The 19783-nt window shown below is 71.5% G+C and carries 16 protein-coding genes; 7 read left to right on the forward strand and 9 right to left on the reverse strand.

Features of this window, described 5'->3' with window-relative positions:
• The first annotated feature begins 31 nt into the window (after positions 1 to 31).
• The 7 genes from LIX60_RS03250 (at position 32) to LIX60_RS03280 (ending at position 10245) form a co-directional block, all read left to right on the forward strand.
• Positions 32 to 1021: a chlorinating enzyme gene (locus tag LIX60_RS03250; RefSeq protein WP_227957105.1), complete on the forward strand. Its 990-nt coding sequence runs from the start codon at positions 32 to 34 to the stop codon at positions 1019 to 1021.
• A complete protein-coding gene (locus LIX60_RS03255) occupies positions 1021 to 2214 on the forward strand; it encodes an alpha/beta fold hydrolase (RefSeq protein ID WP_227957106.1) in 1194 nt (397 codons plus the stop codon). Before LIX60_RS03250 ends, LIX60_RS03255 begins: the two co-directional genes overlap by 1 nt.
• Complete coding sequence (locus LIX60_RS03260) at positions 2211 to 3623, forward strand: FkbM family methyltransferase (protein ID WP_227957107.1); 1413 nt, start codon at positions 2211 to 2213, stop codon at positions 3621 to 3623. The genes LIX60_RS03255 and LIX60_RS03260 overlap by 4 nt, the downstream gene beginning before the upstream one ends.
• Positions 3620 to 4894, forward strand: a complete 1275-nt coding sequence (locus tag LIX60_RS03265) for a benzoate/H(+) symporter BenE family transporter (protein WP_227957108.1) — start codon at positions 3620 to 3622, stop codon at positions 4892 to 4894. Before LIX60_RS03260 ends, LIX60_RS03265 begins: the two co-directional genes overlap by 4 nt.
• Positions 4891 to 5652, forward strand: a complete 762-nt coding sequence (locus LIX60_RS03270) for a thioesterase II family protein (protein WP_227957109.1) — start codon at positions 4891 to 4893, stop codon at positions 5650 to 5652. The genes LIX60_RS03265 and LIX60_RS03270 overlap by 4 nt, the downstream gene beginning before the upstream one ends.
• A 22-nt stretch (positions 5653 to 5674) precedes the next feature.
• Positions 5675 to 6883 carry an acyl-CoA dehydrogenase family protein gene (locus LIX60_RS03275; protein ID WP_227957110.1) on the forward strand — a complete coding sequence of 403 codons (1209 nt, stop codon included), beginning with the start codon at positions 5675 to 5677 and terminating at the stop codon, positions 6881 to 6883.
• 353 nt (positions 6884 to 7236) lie between these two features.
• Positions 7237 to 10245, forward strand: coding sequence for a family 16 glycoside hydrolase (locus tag LIX60_RS03280; RefSeq protein ID WP_227957111.1), 3009 nt, complete (start codon positions 7237 to 7239; stop codon positions 10243 to 10245).
• Between the two features lie 167 nt (positions 10246 to 10412).
• On the opposite strand, the gene LIX60_RS03285 is transcribed toward LIX60_RS03280, so the two are convergent.
• The 9 genes from LIX60_RS03285 to LIX60_RS03330 all read right to left on the reverse strand — a co-directional run bounded on the left by LIX60_RS03285 (position 10413) and on the right by LIX60_RS03330 (position 19780).
• Positions 10413 to 11735 carry a PLP-dependent aminotransferase family protein gene (locus tag LIX60_RS03285; protein WP_227957112.1) on the reverse strand — a complete coding sequence of 441 codons (1323 nt, stop codon included), beginning with the start codon at positions 11733 to 11735 and terminating at the stop codon, positions 10413 to 10415.
• Positions 11732 to 12841: an alpha-hydroxy acid oxidase gene (locus LIX60_RS03290; RefSeq protein ID WP_374117956.1), complete on the reverse strand. Its 1110-nt coding sequence runs from the start codon at positions 12839 to 12841 to the stop codon at positions 11732 to 11734. Before LIX60_RS03290 ends, LIX60_RS03285 begins: the two co-directional genes overlap by 4 nt.
• 74 nt (positions 12842 to 12915) lie before the next feature.
• The gene (gene hppD, locus LIX60_RS31685) at positions 12916 to 14631 is read right to left on the reverse strand and encodes a 4-hydroxyphenylpyruvate dioxygenase (protein ID WP_308101081.1); all 1716 of its coding nucleotides are present in this window, start codon (positions 14629 to 14631) and stop codon (positions 12916 to 12918) included.
• Between the two features lie 4 nt (positions 14632 to 14635).
• Positions 14636 to 15145, reverse strand: a complete 510-nt coding sequence (locus LIX60_RS03305; RefSeq protein ID WP_227957114.1) for a thiamine pyrophosphate-binding protein — start codon at positions 15143 to 15145, stop codon at positions 14636 to 14638.
• A complete protein-coding gene (locus LIX60_RS03310; RefSeq protein ID WP_227957115.1) occupies positions 15142 to 15789 on the reverse strand; it encodes a methyltransferase in 648 nt (215 codons plus the stop codon). The genes LIX60_RS03305 and LIX60_RS03310 overlap by 4 nt, the downstream gene beginning before the upstream one ends.
• A 17-nt stretch (positions 15790 to 15806) precedes the next feature.
• A complete protein-coding gene (locus LIX60_RS03315; RefSeq protein WP_227957116.1) occupies positions 15807 to 16010 on the reverse strand; it encodes an MbtH family NRPS accessory protein in 204 nt (67 codons plus the stop codon).
• A gap of 3 nt (positions 16011 to 16013) precedes the next feature.
• Positions 16014 to 17225 carry a GNAT family N-acetyltransferase gene (locus LIX60_RS03320; RefSeq protein WP_227957117.1) on the reverse strand — a complete coding sequence of 404 codons (1212 nt, stop codon included), beginning with the start codon at positions 17223 to 17225 and terminating at the stop codon, positions 16014 to 16016.
• 201 nt (positions 17226 to 17426) lie between these two features.
• On the reverse strand, positions 17427 to 18641 hold the full coding sequence (locus LIX60_RS03325; RefSeq protein WP_265584788.1) for an MFS transporter: 1215 nt from the start codon (positions 18639 to 18641) through the stop codon (positions 17427 to 17429).
• 113 nt (positions 18642 to 18754) lie between these two features.
• On the reverse strand, positions 18755 to 19780 hold the full coding sequence (locus LIX60_RS03330; RefSeq protein WP_227957119.1) for a TauD/TfdA family dioxygenase: 1026 nt from the start codon (positions 19778 to 19780) through the stop codon (positions 18755 to 18757).
• Between the last annotated feature and the right edge of the window lie 3 nt (positions 19781 to 19783).

Here is a 19783-nt window from a genome sequence, read left to right on the forward strand (position 1 = left end):
CAGCCGGCCCCGCATCCCCCAGGAGGGACACGTGACCACCCCGCAGCGCCCCGGCTTATCCCCGAACGACTCCTCCCCGACCGGCTTCTCCCTCAGCGACGAGGAACTGGCGGCCTTCCACCGCGACGGCTACGCCGGCCCCTTCACCCTGTACGAGCCCGACGAGATCAAGAAGACGTGGGCGCGCACACGTCTGGAACTGCTCGACCGCAGCGCCGCTGTCTACCGGGACGACGCGGCGATATCCGGCGCGACGAACATCTCCAACTACGACCGCCACCTCGACCACGGCTTCCTGGCGGAGCACGTCACCCGCCCGGAGATCGTCCACCGGGTCGCGAGCGTCCTCGGCCCGGACGTGCTGTGCTGGCGCACCGAGTTCTTCCCGAAGTACCCGGGGGACGAGGGCACCGACTGGCACCAGGCGGACACCTTCGCCAACGCCTCGGGCACACCGCAGATCCAGTGGCCCGGCGGTTCGGACTTCGGCGGCACCATCACCGTGTGGTGCGCGTTCACGGACGCCTCCGCCGACATGGGCTGTCTGCAGTTCATCCCCGGCTCGCACCGCAGCATGCACTACGACGAGGCCAAGCGCATGCACTACGACCCGGACCGGAACTCCTCCGTCGAGAAGGGGGGCGTACGGCGGGGGTTCTTCGGCTACGACTACCGCGAACTGCAGATCGACCCGGACTGGAAGCCGGACGAGTCGAAGGCCGTGTCCATGGAGATGAAGGCGGGGCAGTTCATCGTCTTCTGGTCCACGCTGATGCACGCCTCCCATCCGCACGAGGGCAGGACCAGAGGCATGCGCATGGGCTTCGCGGCCCGCTATGTGCCCACCTCCGTGGAGGTCTACCCCGGCACCGGCGAGATCGAGGAGTACGGCGGCCGGGTCAGCCTCGAACGCTACGGAGCAGTGCTGGTCAGCGGCGACGACACATACGGCCACAACCGGATCGCCGAACGCACGACCCGCGGCCGGCCCTTCCGGCCCGCTTCCGGGGCCGGGGAGTGATGCCGGCGGGTACCGCGGCGGGTGCCGTGCCGGAGACCGGGGCGCTGGACGCACTGGCCCGGGCCCTCCTCGACACGGCGTCCCTCACCCGGGTCCTGCCGGAACCGGTACGGGTCGCCCCGGCCGGACCGTTCCCCGGTGGCATGTCGTCCGCCCAGGCGCTCCTCGACCGGGTCACCGGTGCGCTCGGCCTCCCGCGGCTCGCGGTGGTGCCGGTGCCCGGACCGCTGCCGGCCGCGGAACTCGCCGTCAGCCGGCGCCTGGCGCTGCGCCCGCCGCCCGGCGGGCCCCCCGGCGGCGACCTGCTCGGTGACGTGGCGCGCCGCGCCCTGGCGGCGTTCCCCGGCCGGCCCGTCGTGGTGCCCGCCCACGACGGCACCCCGTTGCGCTGCTGGGCGGCCGGGCCGGAGGGCGCCCCGGCCGTCGCGGTGGTCAGCGCCTGCGGCATGCCGGCCGGGCTGGCGGTGCGGTGGATGGCGGCCCTGTCCTCCACGCACCGCGTCGTCACCTGGGAGAGCCGCGGGCTGTTCGCGGGGGACGACGGGTCCGGGCTCGGTGAACTGAAGGGCCACGGCCTCGACGTCCAGGGCGACGACCTGCTCGCGGTGCTCGACGGCTTCGGCATCCCCGGAGCCCACGCCATGGGGCTGTGCGGAGGTGCGGCGGTCGCCCTGTCGGCGGCCGCCCGCTCGGAGCGGATCACCTCCCTGAGCCTCTGGCACGGGGACTACGAACTCGGGGACGGGGCACCGAAGACGGCACACCAGCGGGACATGGAGTCGCTGCTGGCCATGGCCGCACGCGGCCGGCGGCAGGCCGCCGGGATGCACCGGCTGATGAGCCGTCCGCCGACGCTGGAGGCGTTGCGCCCGGACATCGCCCACTACCTGATCCATCCGTACGCGACGCCGGAACTGCTGTACCGCTACGGCCTGCTGAACGGGGCGATCATGTCCACCGACTGCCGTCCGCTGCTCACCGCCGCCCCGCCGGCCCTGGTCGTCACCAGCGCCGGGGACTCGACGGCTCACCCCGCGGGCTCCGCGTACGTCGCCGCGCATCTGCCGCGGGCGGAACTGCGCACCCTGCCGGAGGGGGATCACCTCACGGCCTTCGATGCGGGGAGCGACCTGGTCGGTCTGGCCCGGCGGTTCCTGTGCGACCTGACCACCGAGGACCGGAAGGGCCCATGAACGACTCCGCCGGCAGCACTCGGGAGCACGCCCTGACCGAGGTGCTGCGGAGCCATCCCGCCGTGGCCGACGCGGCCGTCGTCACCGGCGAGGACGGGCGGTGCCCGTCCGCCCGGATCGTGCCCGACCCGGGCGTGGCGCCCGTGCTGCACCGGTCCGCGGCCCTGGAAGCGGCCGGCCGGCTCGGCGGCCTCGCCTGGCACGAGCCCGCGGCCGGGGTGCGGGTGGCCGGCGTCAACCGCGGCGAGACGGACTTCCTGTACCGGGAGATCTTCACCGAGAACGCCTACTTCCGGCACGGCATCACGCTGCCCCGCGACGCGGTGGTGGTGGACGTCGGAGCCAACATCGGCATGTTCACACTCGCCGCCGCCCTGCACGGTCCCGGTGCCGGGATCATCGCCGTGGAGCCGGTCGCCGAACTGGCCGACGCGGTCGCGCTCAACGCCGAACTGCACGGGGTGGACGCCACCGTGCTGCGCGTGGCGCTGGGCCGCGCCGACGGCGAGACCGCGTTCACGTTCTATCCGGGCAACAGCGTGATGTCCGGGCGGTTCGCCGACGCCGCCGAGGACTTCGACGTGCTCAGGGGTTTTCTGCGCACGGGGCGGGACGCCGAGCGGGGAGCGCAGCTGGACCGGCTCGTCGCGGACCGGATGCGCGCCGAGCCCCGGCGCGTACCGGTGACCACGCTCGCGGGCGTGGCGGACGGACTCGGGCTGCGGCGGATCGATCTGCTGAAGATCGACGTGGAGAAGGCGGAGGCCGAGGTTCTGGAGGGCATCGGGGACGCGCTGTGGCCCCGGATCGACCGGATCGTCATGGAGGTCCACGACATCGGCGGCCGGCTGGACGCCGTCCTCGGGCAGCTCCGCTCCCGGGGTTTCGAGGTCGCGCACGACCAGGACCCGCGCCTGCTGCTGACGCCCTGTCACAACGTGTACGCGCGACGGCCCGAAGCGGAGGCCGGGCCCTCCCCGGAGGCGCCACCGGCGTTCCACGGCGGTCCGGTGGAGCGCGACCTGGAGGCCGAGCTGCGGGAGCTCATCGCCCGGCGCCTGCCCTCGGCGGTGCCGCCGGACCGGTTCACCGTGGCCGCGGATCTCGCCGCGGCGGACGGACCGACGGCCGCACCGGCCGCGGCGCCGGACCCCGCCGGCGGACCGCGTGCCGCCGCGCTCGCCCGCATATGGGCGGGGCTCTTCGGCGCGGAGGCGGTGCGGCAGGACGCCGACTTCTTCGATCTGGGCGGTGACTCCCTCACCGCTGTGCGGATGCTGGCCGAGATCGAGGCGGAACTCGGCGAGGGAGCGCTCACTCCGGACCTGATCTTCACCGAGAGCACGTTCGGCGCTCTGGCCGCCGCGGTCGAGGCCGGCCCGCTCCCCGGAGGGCCCGCCGACCGATGACGTCCCTCGTACGGCGGCTGCGCCGGGCAGCGCCCGCCTCGGCGGTGGTCGCCGGTCTGATCGCGGTGCTGATCGGCTTCACCAGCTCGGCGGCGATCGTCTTCACGGCGGCCGAGGCCGCGGGAGCCACTCCCGGCGAACTCGCGTCGTGGATGCTGGTGCTGGGCGTCGGCATGGGCGTCACCAGCATCGGGCTGTCGCTCGGCTACCGCACCCCCGTGGTCACGGCGTGGTCCACACCCGGCGCCGCCCTGATGGCCGGCGGTCTCCAGGGAGTGACGATGGCGCAGGCCGTCGGTGCCTTCGTCGTCTCGGCCGCCCTGATCACGCTCAGCGGAGCGACGGGCTGGTTCGAGCGGATCATGGACCGGATCCCGGTGGCCCTGGCCGCGGGCCTCCTGGCCGGGGTGCTCGTCCAGTTCGGCACGCAGCTGTTCACCACCATGCGCGGCGGTTTCGCCGTGGTGTTCCCCATGTTCGCGACCTATCTGCTGTGCCGGCGCCTGCTGCCCCGGTACGCCGTCATCGCAGCGCTGGCCGTGGGTGTCGCGGCCGCCGCCGTGACCGGCTCGCTGCGCCCGGGACGCGCGGAACTCGCGCTCGCCGCACCGGTGTTCACGGCTCCCGCGTTCTCCTGGCAGGTGATCGTCAGTGTGGGGCTGCCGCTCTTCGTGGTGACCATGGCCTCGCAGAACCTGCCGGGGGTGGCGGTGCTGCGCAACGACGGCTACGGCGTCCCCGTCTCTCCGCTGATCGGCTGGACCGGCGGCGTGAATCTGCTGCTGGCCCCCTTCGGCTGCTTCGGACTCAACCTCGCCGCCATCACCGCCGCCATCTGCACCGGCCGGGAGGCCCACGAGGACCGGGACCGGCGGTATCTGGCGGCTGTCTGGGCCGGCGTGTTCTACCTCTGCGTCGGCGTCTTCGGCGGTGCGGTGGGCTCCCTGCTCACCGCGCTGCCCGCCGCCCTCGTGCTGGGCATCGCCGGGCTGGGCCTGCTCGGAACCATCGCGAGTTCGCTCGCCTCGGCCCTCCGGGACGAGAAGTGGCGGGAGTCCGCGGTGGTGACGTTCCTGGCCACCACCTCCGGAGTGACCCTGCTGGGCATCGGCTCCGCCTTCTGGGGCCTGCTCGCCGGCCTGCTCACCGCCCTGGTCACCCACGGCGGGCGCCGGGCCCGGGCCGGCACCCCGCACCGCACGACGACGGAGGCGGCGGCGGCCGAGGCGCCGGGGGGACCGGGGACTCCGGTGCCCGGGGAGCGCCGGTGACCAGGGCGGCTGACGTCCGGAGCAGCGGGCCGGGGCGATGGTTCCACCGGCCCGCACCGCGGCCGGCCGCCCGGCTCCGGCTGGTCTGCGTGCCGCACGCCGGAGCGGGGGCCGCCGCGTACGGCACATGGGGCGACCGGCTGCCCGCCGACGTCGAACTGGTGGGAGTGCGGTTGCCCGGCCGGGAGAACCGGCTGCGCGAGCCCCCGTTCCGTGACTGGCCGTCACTGACCGGGGCCTTCGCCGACGCACTGGACGATCAGGTGCGCTCCCCGTACGTCCTCTTCGGCCACAGCATGGGCGCCATGCTGGTGTACGAGACGGTCGTACGCGGCACGGGCCGCCGGCCCGAACGCGTCATCCTCTCCGGCTGCCGGGCCCCCGCCGTCCGGCGCGCCCTCCCCGCGATCCACGGCCTCCCGGACGAGCGGTTCCGGGAAGAACTCGGCAGGCTGGCCGGAACACCCCGGGAGGTCCTGGCCGATCCGCGCCTCATGGCCGTACTCGACCCCATGCTCCGTGCGGACATCCGGCTCGCCGAGACCTGGTCGCACCGGACCCCTGCGCCGATTCCCGTGCCCGTCACGACCTTCCGCGGGGCGGACGACGAGGTGGCGCCGGCGGAGGCGGTGGCGGCCTGGCGGACGCTGGCGCCCCGGGGGATCAGAAGCCACCGGATGCCCGGCGGTCACTTCTCCCTCCACGACCATGCGCCGGAGTTCTTCCGTCTGCTCACCCGTGAACTCTCGCTCTGCTGACACACCCGAGGAGGAGCGGATCGTGAAGTCCCCCTATTTCACCGCGGACCACGAGGTGTTCCGTGCCGAGGTCCGCGCGTTCCTCGCCGACGAGGTCCTGCCCCACGCCGCACGCTGGGAGCGGGAGGGCGGCCTGCCCCGGGAGTTGTGGAAGCTGTTCGGGCAGCGGGGCTACCTCGGGCTGCTCCACCCGCGCGACGCGGGGGGCGGCGGCCGGGACGTCTTCACCTCGGTCGTGTTCCTGGAGGAGCTCGGACGCACGGGCTTCGGAGGGCTGCGCGCCGCCGTCTCCGTCCACGCGTACATGGCCACCCACTACCTCGCCGCGGCCGGCGGCCGCGAGCTGCGCCACCGGTATCTGGCCCCGGCGGTGCGGGGCGACTCGGTGGCGGCCCTGGCCATCACCGAGCCGGCGGCGGGTGCGGATCTGGCGGGGCTGACCACCACGGCGACGCGGGACGGCGATCACTATGTGGTCAACGGCACCAAGACCATGGTCAGCAACGGCATGGTGGCGGACTTCGCCGTCGTGGCCGTGCGCACGGGCGGCGCGGCCGGCGGTTCCGGCCGGGCGGGCATGACGGGGCTGTCGCTGCTGGTGGCCGACTCCGGTCTGCCGGGTATCGGCCGCGAGCCCGTGCGGACACTCGGCTGGCGTTCGGCGGGGACGGCCACCGTCACCTACGACGACGTGCGCGTTCCCGCGGACCGTCTGATCGGACGGCGGAACAGCGGCTTCTACTACCTCATGAGAGGACTCCAGCTGGAGCGGCTGGCCGCGGCCACGCTGGCTCTCGGCGGTATCGAGCGGAGCCTCGACGAGCTGCGCGGATTCCTCCGGGGACGCCGTGTGGCCGGCGACGTCCTCGCCGGGAAGCAGGCGCTGGTGCACCGCGTCGCGGACCTCGCCACCGAACTGGCCGCCGCCCGGCAGCTCGTCCACCACACGGCCTGGCTCTACGGCGAGGGCGAGCTGCCCGCCGCGGAGTGCTCCATGGCCAAGCTCTACACCACCGAGCTGGCGTGCCGGCTGGCCGACACCAGTCTGCAGCTCCACGGGTCGCACGGCTACCTGGAGGAGTCCGACGTGGCCCGGGCCCACCGCGACGCCCGGGCGGCCACGATCGCCGCCGGGCCGAGTGAGGTGATGCGGGACCTCATCGGACGGGACGTGCTGAGAGGCCCGGCCGGCGGGGGCACCGGGCCCGCGTCCCGACCCGCCGGCTCCTGACTCACCCGGATACGCCGGCCCTGAGCGACCGGACGCGGCCCGGGGCTGTGTCGGCGCCGAACGCCAAGGCACAGCAGGGCAGTTGGTGGAACGACATACGGCCGGCACAGGTCCGGCCCCGGCCCGGGCCTCGGTGGGCGAGCACTCCGGGAGCCGAAATCCCCTGCCTCCGTCAAACTTTCAACTCGTTGATGACAAAGTATGGACGCACTCGGAAGAAGTCCCCTACGGTGACGGCGGCGCGACCGCACGAGCACTGCCTTGCCCCACACCCGCGTCCCCGCACATCCGTACATCCGTACAGCTCGACCGGAGTACGATCCGGCGGCCTCCGGTCCCGACCTGGAGGACCGATGCACTCACGGCTGTTCTTACGTGCCCGAAGACGGCTCACCACCCTGCTCGTGGGCAGTTTCCTCGCAGGGGGTGTGTGGGCCGCGCCCCCGTCCGCTGCCGCTGCCGACGACATTCCGCCCCAGGAACCGGGGGTCACCCTGCGGGTCTTCGACACCCAGTCCCCGCTGAGCAGGCTCTGCACGCTCAAACCCGGCCAGACCCCCAACCACGACCAGCTGATGCCCACCGTGGACTGGTCCACGACCGGCGACTTCGGGGGCTTCACCGACAACTTCTCGGCCGAGGCGACCGGTTACCTGGTCATCCCCAGCGACGGGACCTACACCTTCCGTCTCACCAGTGACGACGGTTCGCGGCTCACCGTCGACGGCCGGGAGGTCATCGACCACGACGGGCTGCACGGCGCGGAGCCGAAGGACGGATCGGTCCATCTCACCGCCGGATCCCACCCGTTCCGCGTCGACTACTTCGAGCGGGGCGGCGAGCAGCAACTCACGCTGGCGTGGCGGCCGCCGGGCGCGGGAGACTTCAGTGTGGTGCCGCGCGAGGCGCTGAGCACCGACGCCGGCGTCGTCCGGGTCACCGCGCCGGGGCGCAAGGAGTGCGCGGCGGGCGCGGACAGCCCCGGTGACGGCCTGCCGCTCACCGGCGTACGCCCCGATCTCACGCTCACGGATCTCCGTCCGGACGGCTTCGAGCCGCAGGTCACCGGCATGGACTGGCTGCCCGGCGGACGGCTGGCGATCACCACGTGGGGCGGTTCGGAGAAGACGGCCGGGGAGGTGTACCTCCTCGACCACGTCACCGGCGACACCAGCCGCGACAAGGTGACGGTGCGGAAGATCGCGACCGGGCTGCGCGAGCCGATGGGCATCCAGCACGTCGACGGGGCCCTGTACGTCTCGCAGAAGCATGAGCTGACCCAACTCGTCGACACCGACGGTGACTTCGTCACCGACGAGTACCGAACCACCGCCACCTGGCCGTACGGCGGGAACTTCCACGAGTTCGCCTTCGGACTGCTCTACCGGGACGGCTACTTCTACGTGAACCTGTCCGTCGCCATCGACTACGGAGGAGCGACCACCACTCCGCAGCCGGCACCGGGCCGCGGCACCACGTACAAGATCAGCAGGGAGACGGGGAAGATCCATCCGGTCGCTGGGGGCCTGCGCACCCCCAACGGGATCGGCTGGGGCCCCGGCGGTGACATCTTCACCACCGACAACCAGGGCGGCTGGCTCCCGGCGTCCAAGCTCGTCCACATCGAGCAGGACCGCTTCTTCAACCACTACACCGAGCCGCCGGGTCCGTTCGACGACCGTCCCGTGACCCGGCCGGTGCTGTGGCTGCCCCAGAACGAGATAGCCAACTCGCCCAGCACACCACTGCGGTTGACGGAGGGCCGGTTCGCCGGCCAGATGCTCATCGGTGACGTCACCTACGGCGGACTCCAGCGCGCCTACCTGGAGAAGGTGAAGGGCCAGTACCAGGGCGCCGTGTTCCGCTACACGCAAGGACTCGAAGCCGGCGTCAACCGGATCACCCTGGGCCCCGACGGCGCGATCTACGCGGGCGGCCTGGGCGCCGACGGCAACTGGGGCCAGGAGGGCAAGCTGAAGTTCGGCCTGCAGAAGCTCGCACCGAACGGCGGCAACACCTTCGACATCAAGGAGATGCGTGCCGTACCGGGCGGCTTCGACCTGGAGTACACCCAGCCGCTGTCGCCAGCCACCGCCGAGAAGCTGGCCTCCCGCTACCAGGCCGAGCAGTGGCGCTACACCCCGACATCCGACTACGGCGGCCCGAAGATCGCCGAGGAGCGCCTCGCCGTCCGCTCGGCGACGCTCGCCGGCGACGGCCGCACGGTCCGGCTGCGCCTCGACGGGCTCAAGCCCGACCGCGTCGTGCACATCCGCTCCCCGCGCCCCTTCGCGTCCGCATCCGGCGAGACGCTGTGGAGCACGGAGGCCTGGTACACGCTCAACGCGCTGCCGGGCGAGCAGCCGCCGCCCGCCACGCTGTACGAGGCCGAGGAGGCACACCTGACCGGCACGGCCGGCATCAACACCGACCATTCCGGCTACTCCGGCAGCGGCTTCGTCGACCGCTTCAGCACGGAGGGCAGGGCCGCCACGACCTTCGACGTGACGGTCCCCGAAGCGGGCGACTACGACGTGAACCTGCGCTACTCCAACGGCCCCCACCCTTTCCAGGGCACCAAGTCCCTTTCGCTGTATACCAACGGGGAGAAGCTGCGGCAGACGGAGCTCGCCCCGACCGGCGACTGGGACACCTGGTCGACGCGGACCGAACGCGTCACCCTCCGCGCGGGACGCAACACCGTCGCGTACCGCTACGACACCGGCGACACGGGCCATGTCAACCTCGACATGATCACCGTGCGCCCGCACGGCGCGCCGGTCACCCTCTTCGACGGCACCGCCGCCTCCCTGGCGCAGTGGCAGCACACGGACGGGCGGCCCGCCGCATGGCCGCTCTCGGCCGAGGAGTCGATGGAGGTGTGCTGCGGTGACATCCGCACCAAGGACGCCTACCGGGACTTCAGGCTCCATGTGGAGTTCCGCGTCCCGCTGCTGCCCGACGACGTCACCGGCCAGGACCGCGGCAACAGCGGAATCTACCTCCAGGACCGCTACGAGCTGCAGATCCTCGACTCGTACGGCGACACCACCCCGGACACGAACGAGGCCGGGGCCATCTACCAGAAGAAGGCACCGGACGTGAACGCGGCGACGGCACCGGAGACCTGGCAGACGTACGACATCACGTTCCGCGCGGCACGCTTCGACGACAGCGGCCGCAAGACCGCCGACGCGCGGGTGACCGTGGTGTGGAACGGCGAGACGGTCCACGACGCCATCACGATCGACGGGCCGACCGGCGGCGGAGCCCCGGAGGGCCCCTCCCTCGGGCCGATCCGTCTGCAGGACCACGGAAACACGGTGCGGTTCCGCGATGTACGGGTGGAACCGCTGAGCTGAGGACCGCCCGGGAACCCACCCCGGAACCGGAGGCGCGCCCACGACACCGTGGGCGTGCCTCTCCCCCCTTTCGCTTCCGCACGAGTGGTCCGGTGATGAGAAGCCGGACCGGACGACGCACGCTTGCCGTGTGCGTCGGGCATGTCGGTGCGCCGGGCTTGTCGAGGTCAGCCGCCCTGCTCACGGACCAGGGCCGCCAGCCGGTCAAGGCCGAGTTCGATCCGTTCCGGTGTGAGCAGGCTGTAGGAGAGCCGGACCTGCCTGGCCGCCGACTCTCCCTCATAGAAGTGCCGCATGGGCGTCCACAGCACGCCGTGCTCCCTGGCGGAGTGTTCCAGAAGGGCATCGTCGGCGCGGAACGGCACCGTGAGGACCAGGAAGAACCCTCCGCGGGGAGCGTTCCAGCCGACTCGGGTTCCGCCGTCCGGCGGGAAGCGGCCGGCCAGTCCGTCGAGCATCCGCCGGAGGTTGTCGCGGTACACCTCGATCTCGCGCCGGTTGGCCTTCTCCAGGCTGTATCCGTGTTCCAGCAGTTTCCCCGCGATCACTGCCTGGGAGAGGGGTGAGGTGTTCACCGTCACCATGCTTTTGATCTTCGAGAGCTCGTCGGCGAGAAGCCCGGTCCGCCCGTCGGCGATCCGGACGAGTTGGTCGGCGACGGCGAAGCCCACTCTCGCTCCGGGGAAGCCGGTCTTCGCGAAGGACCCGAGGTAGACGACCTGCCCCGCGGTGTCCAGGGCCTTCAGCGTCGGCGGCCGCTCGCCGCCGGCGTTGAACACGCCGTAGGGATTGTCCTCCAGGAGCAACAGATCCTCCTGGCCGGCGAGTTCGAGGAGAGCGCGTCGGGTCGGGAGGTCCAGGCTGACGCCGGTCGGGTTCGAGAAGTCCGGGACCACGTAGCAGGCCCTGGGCCGCAGTCCCTCGTGCCGGGCGCGGTGCAGTGTGGCCGTCAGGTCGTCGAGGTCCACCCCTCGCGGTCCCGAGGCGACGGGCAGCACCTCCATGTCCACCAGGCGTGCGGCACCCGTGAGTCCCACGTACGACGGAGCGACGGCCAGGACGGCGTCCTTCTCGTCGGCGCGCAGTGCCCGGAGCACGAGGTACATCGCCTCCTGGCAGCCCACGGTGATGACGAGCGCGTCCGGGTCGGTGCGGATGCCCTCGTCCGTCTCCAGGTAACGGGCAACGACCTCGTGCACGATGCCCTTGGTCCGGCCGTACTGGAACAGCGTCCGCCGCACCTGTTCGGGCGGCAGTGCCCGGTCGTCCGTCAGATACCGCTCGTAGCGGCGGAGGTGGTCATGGACCTGCTCGACCTCGAAGAACTCTTCGTACGGCCGGCCGGGGGCGAACGAGATCGCGTCGGGGTACCGCCCCGCGACCTCGTTGAGGAAGTTCATGGACTCCATGGCCGGGTCCCGCAGTCCGGGATGCAGGTCCGCGAGGTCCAGCTGCACTTTTCCGGTGCCGGACGACGGTGTTGCGGTCATCGCTGATCGTCCCCCTCGCCTGCGGGGGCGGGCCACGCCGGATGCCCGACCGTACCCAGGCGTGCCGCGTCGGTGACGGAGGCACAGCCCGCGAGCCCCAGGGCGGTGTGCAGTTCGGTGGCCAGCAAGCGCAGGACGTGCTCCGCACCGGCCGCTCCGCCTGCCGCCAGGCCCCAAAGCACCGGTCGGCCGACGAGCACACCGTCCGCGCCCAGGGCGAGGGCTCGCAGAATGTCGAGACCCGAGCGGATCCCGCTGTCGAACAGCACCTGGCAGCCGGGGCCCACCGCCCGGCGCACGGGTTCCAGCGCGCCGATACTCGGTACGGCGCCGTCGAGCTGACGCCCGCCGTGGTTGGACACCACCACGGCGTCGGCGCCGCACTCCTCGGCGCGACGGGCGTCAGCCGGGTCTAGCACCCCCTTGACGACCAGCGGCAGCCGGGTGAAGGCCCGCAGCCGCTCCAGTTCGGCCCAGCTCACGGCCGGGGAGAACACCTCCCCCGTGTGCACCGCCAGGGCCGAGCGGCCGGCCCCGGGGCGGTGCGCGGCGGTTCCGCCGTGCGAGGCCAGGTGCGCGGCGGTGACATCCGGGGGAAGCACGAACTGGTTGCGCACATCGCGCAGTCGATGCCCCATCCACGGCACGTCGACCGTGAGCACGATCGCCGTGCAGCCCGCTTCCTCCGCCCGGCGGACGAGTTGCAGGGACGCTTCGGCGTCGCGCAGCCAGTAGAGCTGGAACCAGGTCTCCGCACCGGCCGCGGCGATCCGCTCCACCGGGTGGTTGCTCAGCACAGCCGCGGCGAAGGGAACGCCCGCCTGTGCGGCGGCCTTCGCCGCGGCGATCTCCCCGTCGGGGTGGACGAGTTGGTGGTAGCCCATGGGGGCGACCGCCACCGGCATCGGTACCGCCCTGCCGAGCAGCGTGGTCGAGCTCCGGCACCGGGAGACGTCCCGCAGCACGCGGGGCAGCAGGTGCACCCGGTCAAGCGCGGCGCGGTTGGCCGCGAGCGTCAGTTCGGCGCCGCTGCCCCCGGCCACGAAGTCGCGTACCGCCGCGGGCAGTTTCGCCGCGGCGATCCGTTCGATGTCCTCCAGGCACACCGCGTCCTGCCACCGCTCGTGCGCCGTGTGCGCTTGCGGGGGCGGGCCGGCGTGCGGGGGTACGGCGCCGGCCGTCACCACCGTGCCCCGCTGTGCTCGCGCAGCCGCTCGGCCTCGACGGCCTCGTAGAGGGCCTTGATGTTCGAGCTTCCGAAAGTGCGGGCGCCGATCCGCTCGATCACCTCGAAGAACAGCGTCCGCCGGGGGTGTTCCGACCGGGTGAAGATCTGGAACAGCTGGCCGGCGTGGTCCTCGTCCACCAGGAGCCCCCGCTCGCGGAGTTCGGCCACGGTGTGGCCCCGGGGCGCGATCCGGTCCGCCAGCGCCTCGTAGTAGGCGCCCGGGGTGGTCAGGAAACCGACGCCCCGCCGGCCCAGGGCGCGCACGGCCCGTACCGCGTCATCGGTCCGGAAGGCGACGTGCTGGACGCCGGCGCCCTCGTGGCCGGCGATGAACTCGTCGATCTGGCCCGGTTCGGCCGTGGGATCCGGCGCGATCACCGTGAAGGTGACTCCGCCCGCCGCGCTGCGTACGACTTTGGAGACCATCGCCTGCTTTCCGACGACGATGTGCTCTTCGAACGCCTCGTGGAAGCCGAGAGCCCGCTCGTAGAACTCGATCGTGCGGTCGAGTGCACCGTCCTCGACGCACACCGCGAAGTGATCGACATCGAGGAGTCCCGGGTCGTCCACGGCGCGGTGCCGGCCCCCGGCCGTCTCCGGCAGGGGCCGGAACCCCGGGGGCCGGCCCGGTTCCTCGTTTGGGGTGCGCTCCACGAGGGTGTGCACGACGTCGCCGAAGGTGCCGACAGCCGCCGTCACGACCGGTCCCGGGTGCAGGGCGGGTTCGGCGACCGGCCTGGCGCCCCGCCGGACGGCGGCCGCGAAAGCCGAACGGACATCGGCGCAGCGCAGGGCGATGTCCGCGACTCCGTCACCGTGCGCGGCGACGTAGCCGACCGCCGGATGTCCGGGCGCGGTGCCCTGGGTCAGCACCAGGGAGATCTCTCCCTGGCGCAACTGCACGCTGCGGAATCCCTGCTCCGCCGAGCCCGCCGTCGCCACCCTGGTGAAGGCGTAGCGCTCGGTCCATTCGGCCGCGGCGGCATCGAGGTCGCTCACGTATATCTCTGTGTAGTCGAGTTCGAGGTCATGGGGGATGCCGTTCGAAGATGCCGTACGCATGGATTCCTCGTCCTCACTCGATAAGGGGGATCGCCTTCGGTCGGCCGCCGCGGCGGCGTACTCGCCGAACCGGCGCGCATGCCGGCCGAGGGGGACGGCGATACGGGGCGGCGGCGGGAGGTCGGGCGCGCTGAGGACGCAGCGCAGGAAGGCCGGGCTCCGGCAGTCGGCGAGGTGTGCCTCGAGGTGCCTCCTCAGCTCCGAGGTGTGCCGCACCGTCGCCACCGTGGGGAAGCCGCAACCACGTGCCATGGCTTCCAGGTCGACACCGTCCGCGCCGGTCCGCTGCCCGCCCGTCGAGGCGTACTGGCCGTCGTCCAGAACGACCTGCACGAGAGGGAGGTCCGGGTGCTGTGCCGCGGCGAGCATTCCGGCCGGGTTCATCAGGACGCTTCCGTCGCCGTCGACGACGACCGTGGTGGCCTTGGCCGTGAGTGCCACGCCCACGCCGATGGGCAGTGCCAGCCCCATGGAGCCGGTCATGTAGAAGTGTCCGGGCCGGTCGGCGATCGACGCGCCGATCCGGGCGGCGTAGCCCGTGGTGAAGACGGTCGGAGCGGTCCGGGCGGTGTCGAGGACGGTCGCGATGGCCTCGGTTTTGTTCACGCGGTCACGCCTTCCATCCAAAGGTGTCCGGGCGTACCAACAGGGCTGCGGCGGAACGGGGTTTCCGGAGGACCTGGCGTGCCCAGCGGACCCGTTCCGCGGCCGTTCCGGCTTCCAGAACGCGATACGGAATGCCGAACGTGTCCAGAGCGGCCGCGGTGATCCGGCCCATGCCGAGGTTCTCCGGCGTCGGGTCCGGGTCGACTCCGCGCAGGCTGACGATCAGGAGCATCGGAATCTCGTACGGGACGACCAGCGACGCCAGGGCGTTGACGGACTGTCCGAAGCCGGAGTTCTGCATCAGCGCCACCGGCGCGGCGCCGGCGAGTGCGGCTCCCGCCGCTTGACCGATGGCATTGTCCTCCCGGGTGACGACGTGATAGTCGGGTTCCGCTTCCAGCCGGTCCAGGAGCGGTGCGAGGATGCCGCACGGGGTGGCGAAGTACGGTCCGAAGCCGTGCCGGATCAGGGCCTCATGGGTGTCGTGGACCGTGCTGACGGCCGGGGCGCTCATGATCCTGTGCCTGCGGAGGGCAGCCGGGACCACAGGAAGTAGTAGTCCTCCAGGCCCGGGCCGCAGTCGAAGACACCGACGTGGTCGAGCCCGGACTCCGCGACGAGGCCCTTGAAGTCCTCCGGGGAGGAGAACCGGTGGTTCTCCTGGAGGATGACGTTGCCGCCGGGCCGCAGGCGGTCCCGCACCTGCCGGTAGAAGCGCCGGTGGATGGCCCAGTCGCTGTCCTGCCAGATCAGCGGAGAGTGCCGGCGCCGGTAATCGGTCTGCGCGTCATCGGAGTTGACGTGTGGCGGGTTCCCGACGACCAGGTCCCAGCTCAGCTCCGGCGGTATCTGCGCGAAGCAGTCCGACACGTGGGCCGCTGCCCGCCCGTCCAGGCCGTTCACCCGCACCGTGTCCCGGACGGCCGGCTCGGTGTCCTCGTTGATGTCCGCCAGGTCGAGTGTTCCGCACAGCCCGGCGGCGAGGAGGGAGAAACCGATGAATCCCGGGCCGGCGCACCACTCCAGGAGCCGGTCGACCGGGCCGAGTCGCTCCCTCACGAACGGCACGTAGGCCTGTCCGAACTCCATGCCGCCGCCGTCGAGTGCGGGGGTGTACGACACCCGGATGTCTCCGAAGGTGACATGGCGGTACGCCATCAGGGACTCCCCCTCCGTCATGAGGGCCGGGCCGGGCTCTGAGGCCGCATGTCGGTCCAGTTCTCGCCGATGTGGTCCGTGCACGCCTGCCGGGATCCGGTGAAGACCGGCCGCCAGCCCTTCGGCACACGGGCGGCGCGTTCGGGGAACAGCGAGTGCTGCCCTTCCGCGTTCACCAGGACCGTGTACGCGCCGTGCTCGGCCTCGAATGGATTGCTCATGGTTCACCTCAGGAACTCGTCCAGCTCAACGTGTCGTATGCGGTACCCGTCCGGCGATTTCGCCGACAGTTCCAGCCGGGCGGGGCGTTCCCGGTCGTGGAAGTAGACCGCTTCCATCGATCCGTCATCGGCCTCGGCGAGGACCGGGTTGGCCACCAGGAAGTCGCGCACGGCCGGGGAGTCACGCTTCACGTGGAGCCAGAGCCGCTTTGCGCCGAAGTGATTCGGGGGCAGCACGATGCGGGTGCCGAAACGGCGTTTCCACTGAAAGGTTCCCTTGCTGAGAAAGGGTTCCGTGCCGCCGAAGTCCAGACGCCTCACCCCGTTCCGCGCGGACCATGTGATGAGGAAATGGAAGACCGCGCCGAGGGCACCGCTCTCGTAGTGCTTCTTGTCTCCGTCCAGCACGCCGAAGAGCCGGAGCGTCAGCACCTTGGCCGACGCGTTCCAGTGGCAGAGGGCTCCGCCGATGCGCTCGCCGCCCTGGCGGAGGAAGAACAGCCGGCCGGTGCGGAAGAGGCATTCATAGGACGCCTCCTTGCCCTCCACCCGCTCCCGGTCGCCGTGGCTCTGCCGCATCGTCGGCCGGTAGATGCGGTCGTAGAAGAAGTCGAACAGTCCCGGGTCGTCCTCCGTCTCCCAGGTCCATTGGGCCAGCCGCTGGTTGCGCAGATACTGCGCGCGCTCTCGTTTGGAGACGCGCTTGTGGAGGGTCTCGGCGTCGTCGTCGACGTCGACGACGAAGTGGAACCGCATGGGGAACACCAGGGAGGCCGCGCAAGGCAGCCGCCGTGCCTTGCCCGCGCTGGTGCCGACGATCACTATGTCCGCGTCCGGCAGGTGCGCCGGATCGGCCAGTTGGTGCCCGCGCAGCGCCCCGCTGGTCCGCTCCGCCGCCGGGCCGCCCCATTTTTCTCGCTGCGACTCCGTGAACTCCAGGGTGTACCGCAGCCCTTCGGGGACTCCGGCGTAGGCCACGGACATGCCTCCCATACGGGAGACCACCACGGGAAACTCGGCGCCGTCGCGGCTCTCCCACTGAGTACGCAGGCCCGTGAGGAGCCGGTTGCCGCTGTTGCGCCACTCGTATCCCGCGTGCAGGCGCAGGCGGCGAAGCGGGTTCACCCGGCTCACGGCGCTCGCGCCCTCGGCCGCGGGGCGGATTCCGGTCAGGGCCGGTGCGCCGGACCCGGGCATCGCTCCGGGCTCAGGCATGCGACGGTCCCGTGATCGGTGCGCCCTCGTAGGCGAGGCGGTACAGCAGCCGGTCCTGAGTGATCTCGTCAACGGCGTACGAACCCACGCTCACTCCTCTTCCGATAGAGAACTTTTTTTCCGGGGTTTCCGGGGTTTCCAGAGGTCGCTGTCGCTCCCGCGGGAAAGGGGCCGGAGCCGGCTGCCGGCGGGCTCCGGAGGTCAGACCACCGTTTCCCTGTGCGCCACGCGGGTCCAGGGATAGGCACTCCACACGACCACCGCGGCCAGGGCGATCGCGGCCACCGCCAGGAGCAGCCCCGCACGGACATGGACGGCGACCGTCACCGCACTCGCGACCAGCGCTCCCAGCGGGACTCCAAGGCCTGACGAAAGCATCCGCCGGGTCGTGTTCACCCGGCCCTGGAGGTCCTCAGGGGTGACTTCCTGGGCGTAGGTCATGGTGTTGACGATGACCATCAGATACGTCGAGCCCCATGCGGTGATCGCGACCATCGCGACGCGCCAGTCGGTGGCCAGCACGGCCGCGAGGCCGAGCACCGTACTCGCCGGCAGAGCGATCAGCATGATCCGCAGGGCGCCGGCCCGGCGCCGCAGCCGCGGCAACAGCACAGCCCCGAGGATCCCGCCGGCGCTCCATGACGTGAACAGCAGGCCGATCCGGGCATCCGACGTCCCGATGCCGAGCACCCGGTCGGCGAAGACGACCAACTGGCCGATGAACGCGCCGCCCGCGAAGGACTGGAGGCTGCCGGCCAGGGTCATGGTCCGCAGCACCGGGTGCCCCCACAGGAAGCGCAGCCCCTCGCGGATGGACGCCACCAGGCCGGGCCGGTCCCCCGTGGCGTCGCCCAGGTGGGCCGGCGTGTAGACGATGCCCCGGATCAGCAGCGCCGAGGCGAGAAACGACAGCGCGTCCAGGGCCAGCGCGCCGGCGGCGCCGGTGACCGCGATCAGGGCACCGGCCGTCGCCGTACCCGCGATCCGCACGGCCGTCTCGCCGCCCCACAGCGCGCTGTTGGCCTCGGGGAGCCGGTCGCGTCCCACGGCTGCCGGGATCAGTCCGTAGCCGGCGGCGTCGAAGAAGAGGTACAGCGTGGACGACAGGAACGCGGCCGCGAGGATGTGCCCGGACGTCAGCACGCCCAGGGCAGCGGCGAGGGGCACGCTGCCGAGGCAGACGCAGTTGAGCAGGTCGGCGGCGACCATGAGACGGCGGCGGTGCACACGGTCGGCGATGGCTCCGGCAAGGAGCCCGAAGAATACGTAGGGGAGAGCCTCGCCCGCGGCGACCATGGAAACGAGAACAGGAGATTTCGTCTCCTGGTACACCAGTACCGGCATGGCCACGAGCGTGACGGACGAGCCCAATACGGAAAGCACCCGGGACAGCCAGAGGTTTCTGAAGTTGCGCATTCTGCGCAGCGGAGGATTCACGGTCACCGGCCGGCCGTCCGCCGGATCAGGTGGTGAGGTAGCCATGAGAAGTTGTAGACATAACGCACCCTTGTCTGTCAATTCGCACGGGATCACAGGTCGAAGACGTAGGCCTCCGGGCCCGTACGTCGTGTCGATATCTTTTCCGCCATCGCGACGAGTGTCCGGCGGCTTCCGGTATAGGGGCGCCGGCCGTGCGATACGAGCAGATTATTGACGAGCAGCAGGTCACCGCGCTCCCAGGGAAAAGCGAAGGAGCACGCGTCGTACGCCGCCCGGACCAGGTCCATCTCCTCGTCCGGGATCGTCGTGCCGTCCCCGTAGTGGGCGGCGCGCGGCATGTCCTCCTCCGCGTACAACTCGGCGAGGGATTCCCGGACATCGGGCGGAAGATTGGAGGAATGGAAAAGGTGAGCCTGGTTGAACCAGGACTCCTCGCCGCTGCGCGGGTCAGCGACCAGGGCCGGACCGTGCTGCCGGGTGCGCAATCCGTCCGCGGTCCACTCGAGGTCGATGCCATGCGCCCCGCAGTACCTCTCGACCTCCCGCGGATCGCGGGTCTGGAAAGCCTCCTGCCAGGTCAGGCCCATGCCCTCGCGATAGGTACGGGAGTAGCGCACACCCTTGGCCCGGAAACGGTCCACCAGCTCCCGCGGCAGGCGCCGGACCAGGGCCCGGCTGTCGGCCAGCGGCGTCTCGCCTCCGGTCGTGGCGGTCTCCAGCGCGGCGAAGAAGAGCCAGCGGGGGTAACTGCGGGCGTAGGCGTTCTCGTTGTGCTGCGCGATCGTCTGGGCGGCCGGATATTCGGTGGATGTGTAGACGTGGCCGCCGACCCGGCTGCGCGGGGTGGATCGCTCGGTGTAGTCGAGCAGTTCACCGCCCACGCACGCGGCCACCCGGTCGAGTGTCTCCGCCTGGTCGACGGCACGCCGCACGAGCACGGCTCCGCAGTGGTCCAGGGCGTCGATGAGGTGCGACCGGTGTTCCGCCGCCCATCGTGTGGTCCGCAGGCCGGCCGGCCCGGGTTCGTACACGATGACTCGGGTGTGCGCGGTGCCCTCGCTGCGACCGGAGCACTCTCCGAGCACAGCTGGATACGCCGTCGGTTCCGTCTGCATGGC

It is taken from the genome of Streptomyces sp. S07_1.15, assembly GCF_020739505.1.
GTDB classification, from domain to species: Bacteria; Actinomycetota; Actinomycetes; order Streptomycetales; family Streptomycetaceae; genus Streptomyces; species Streptomyces xinghaiensis.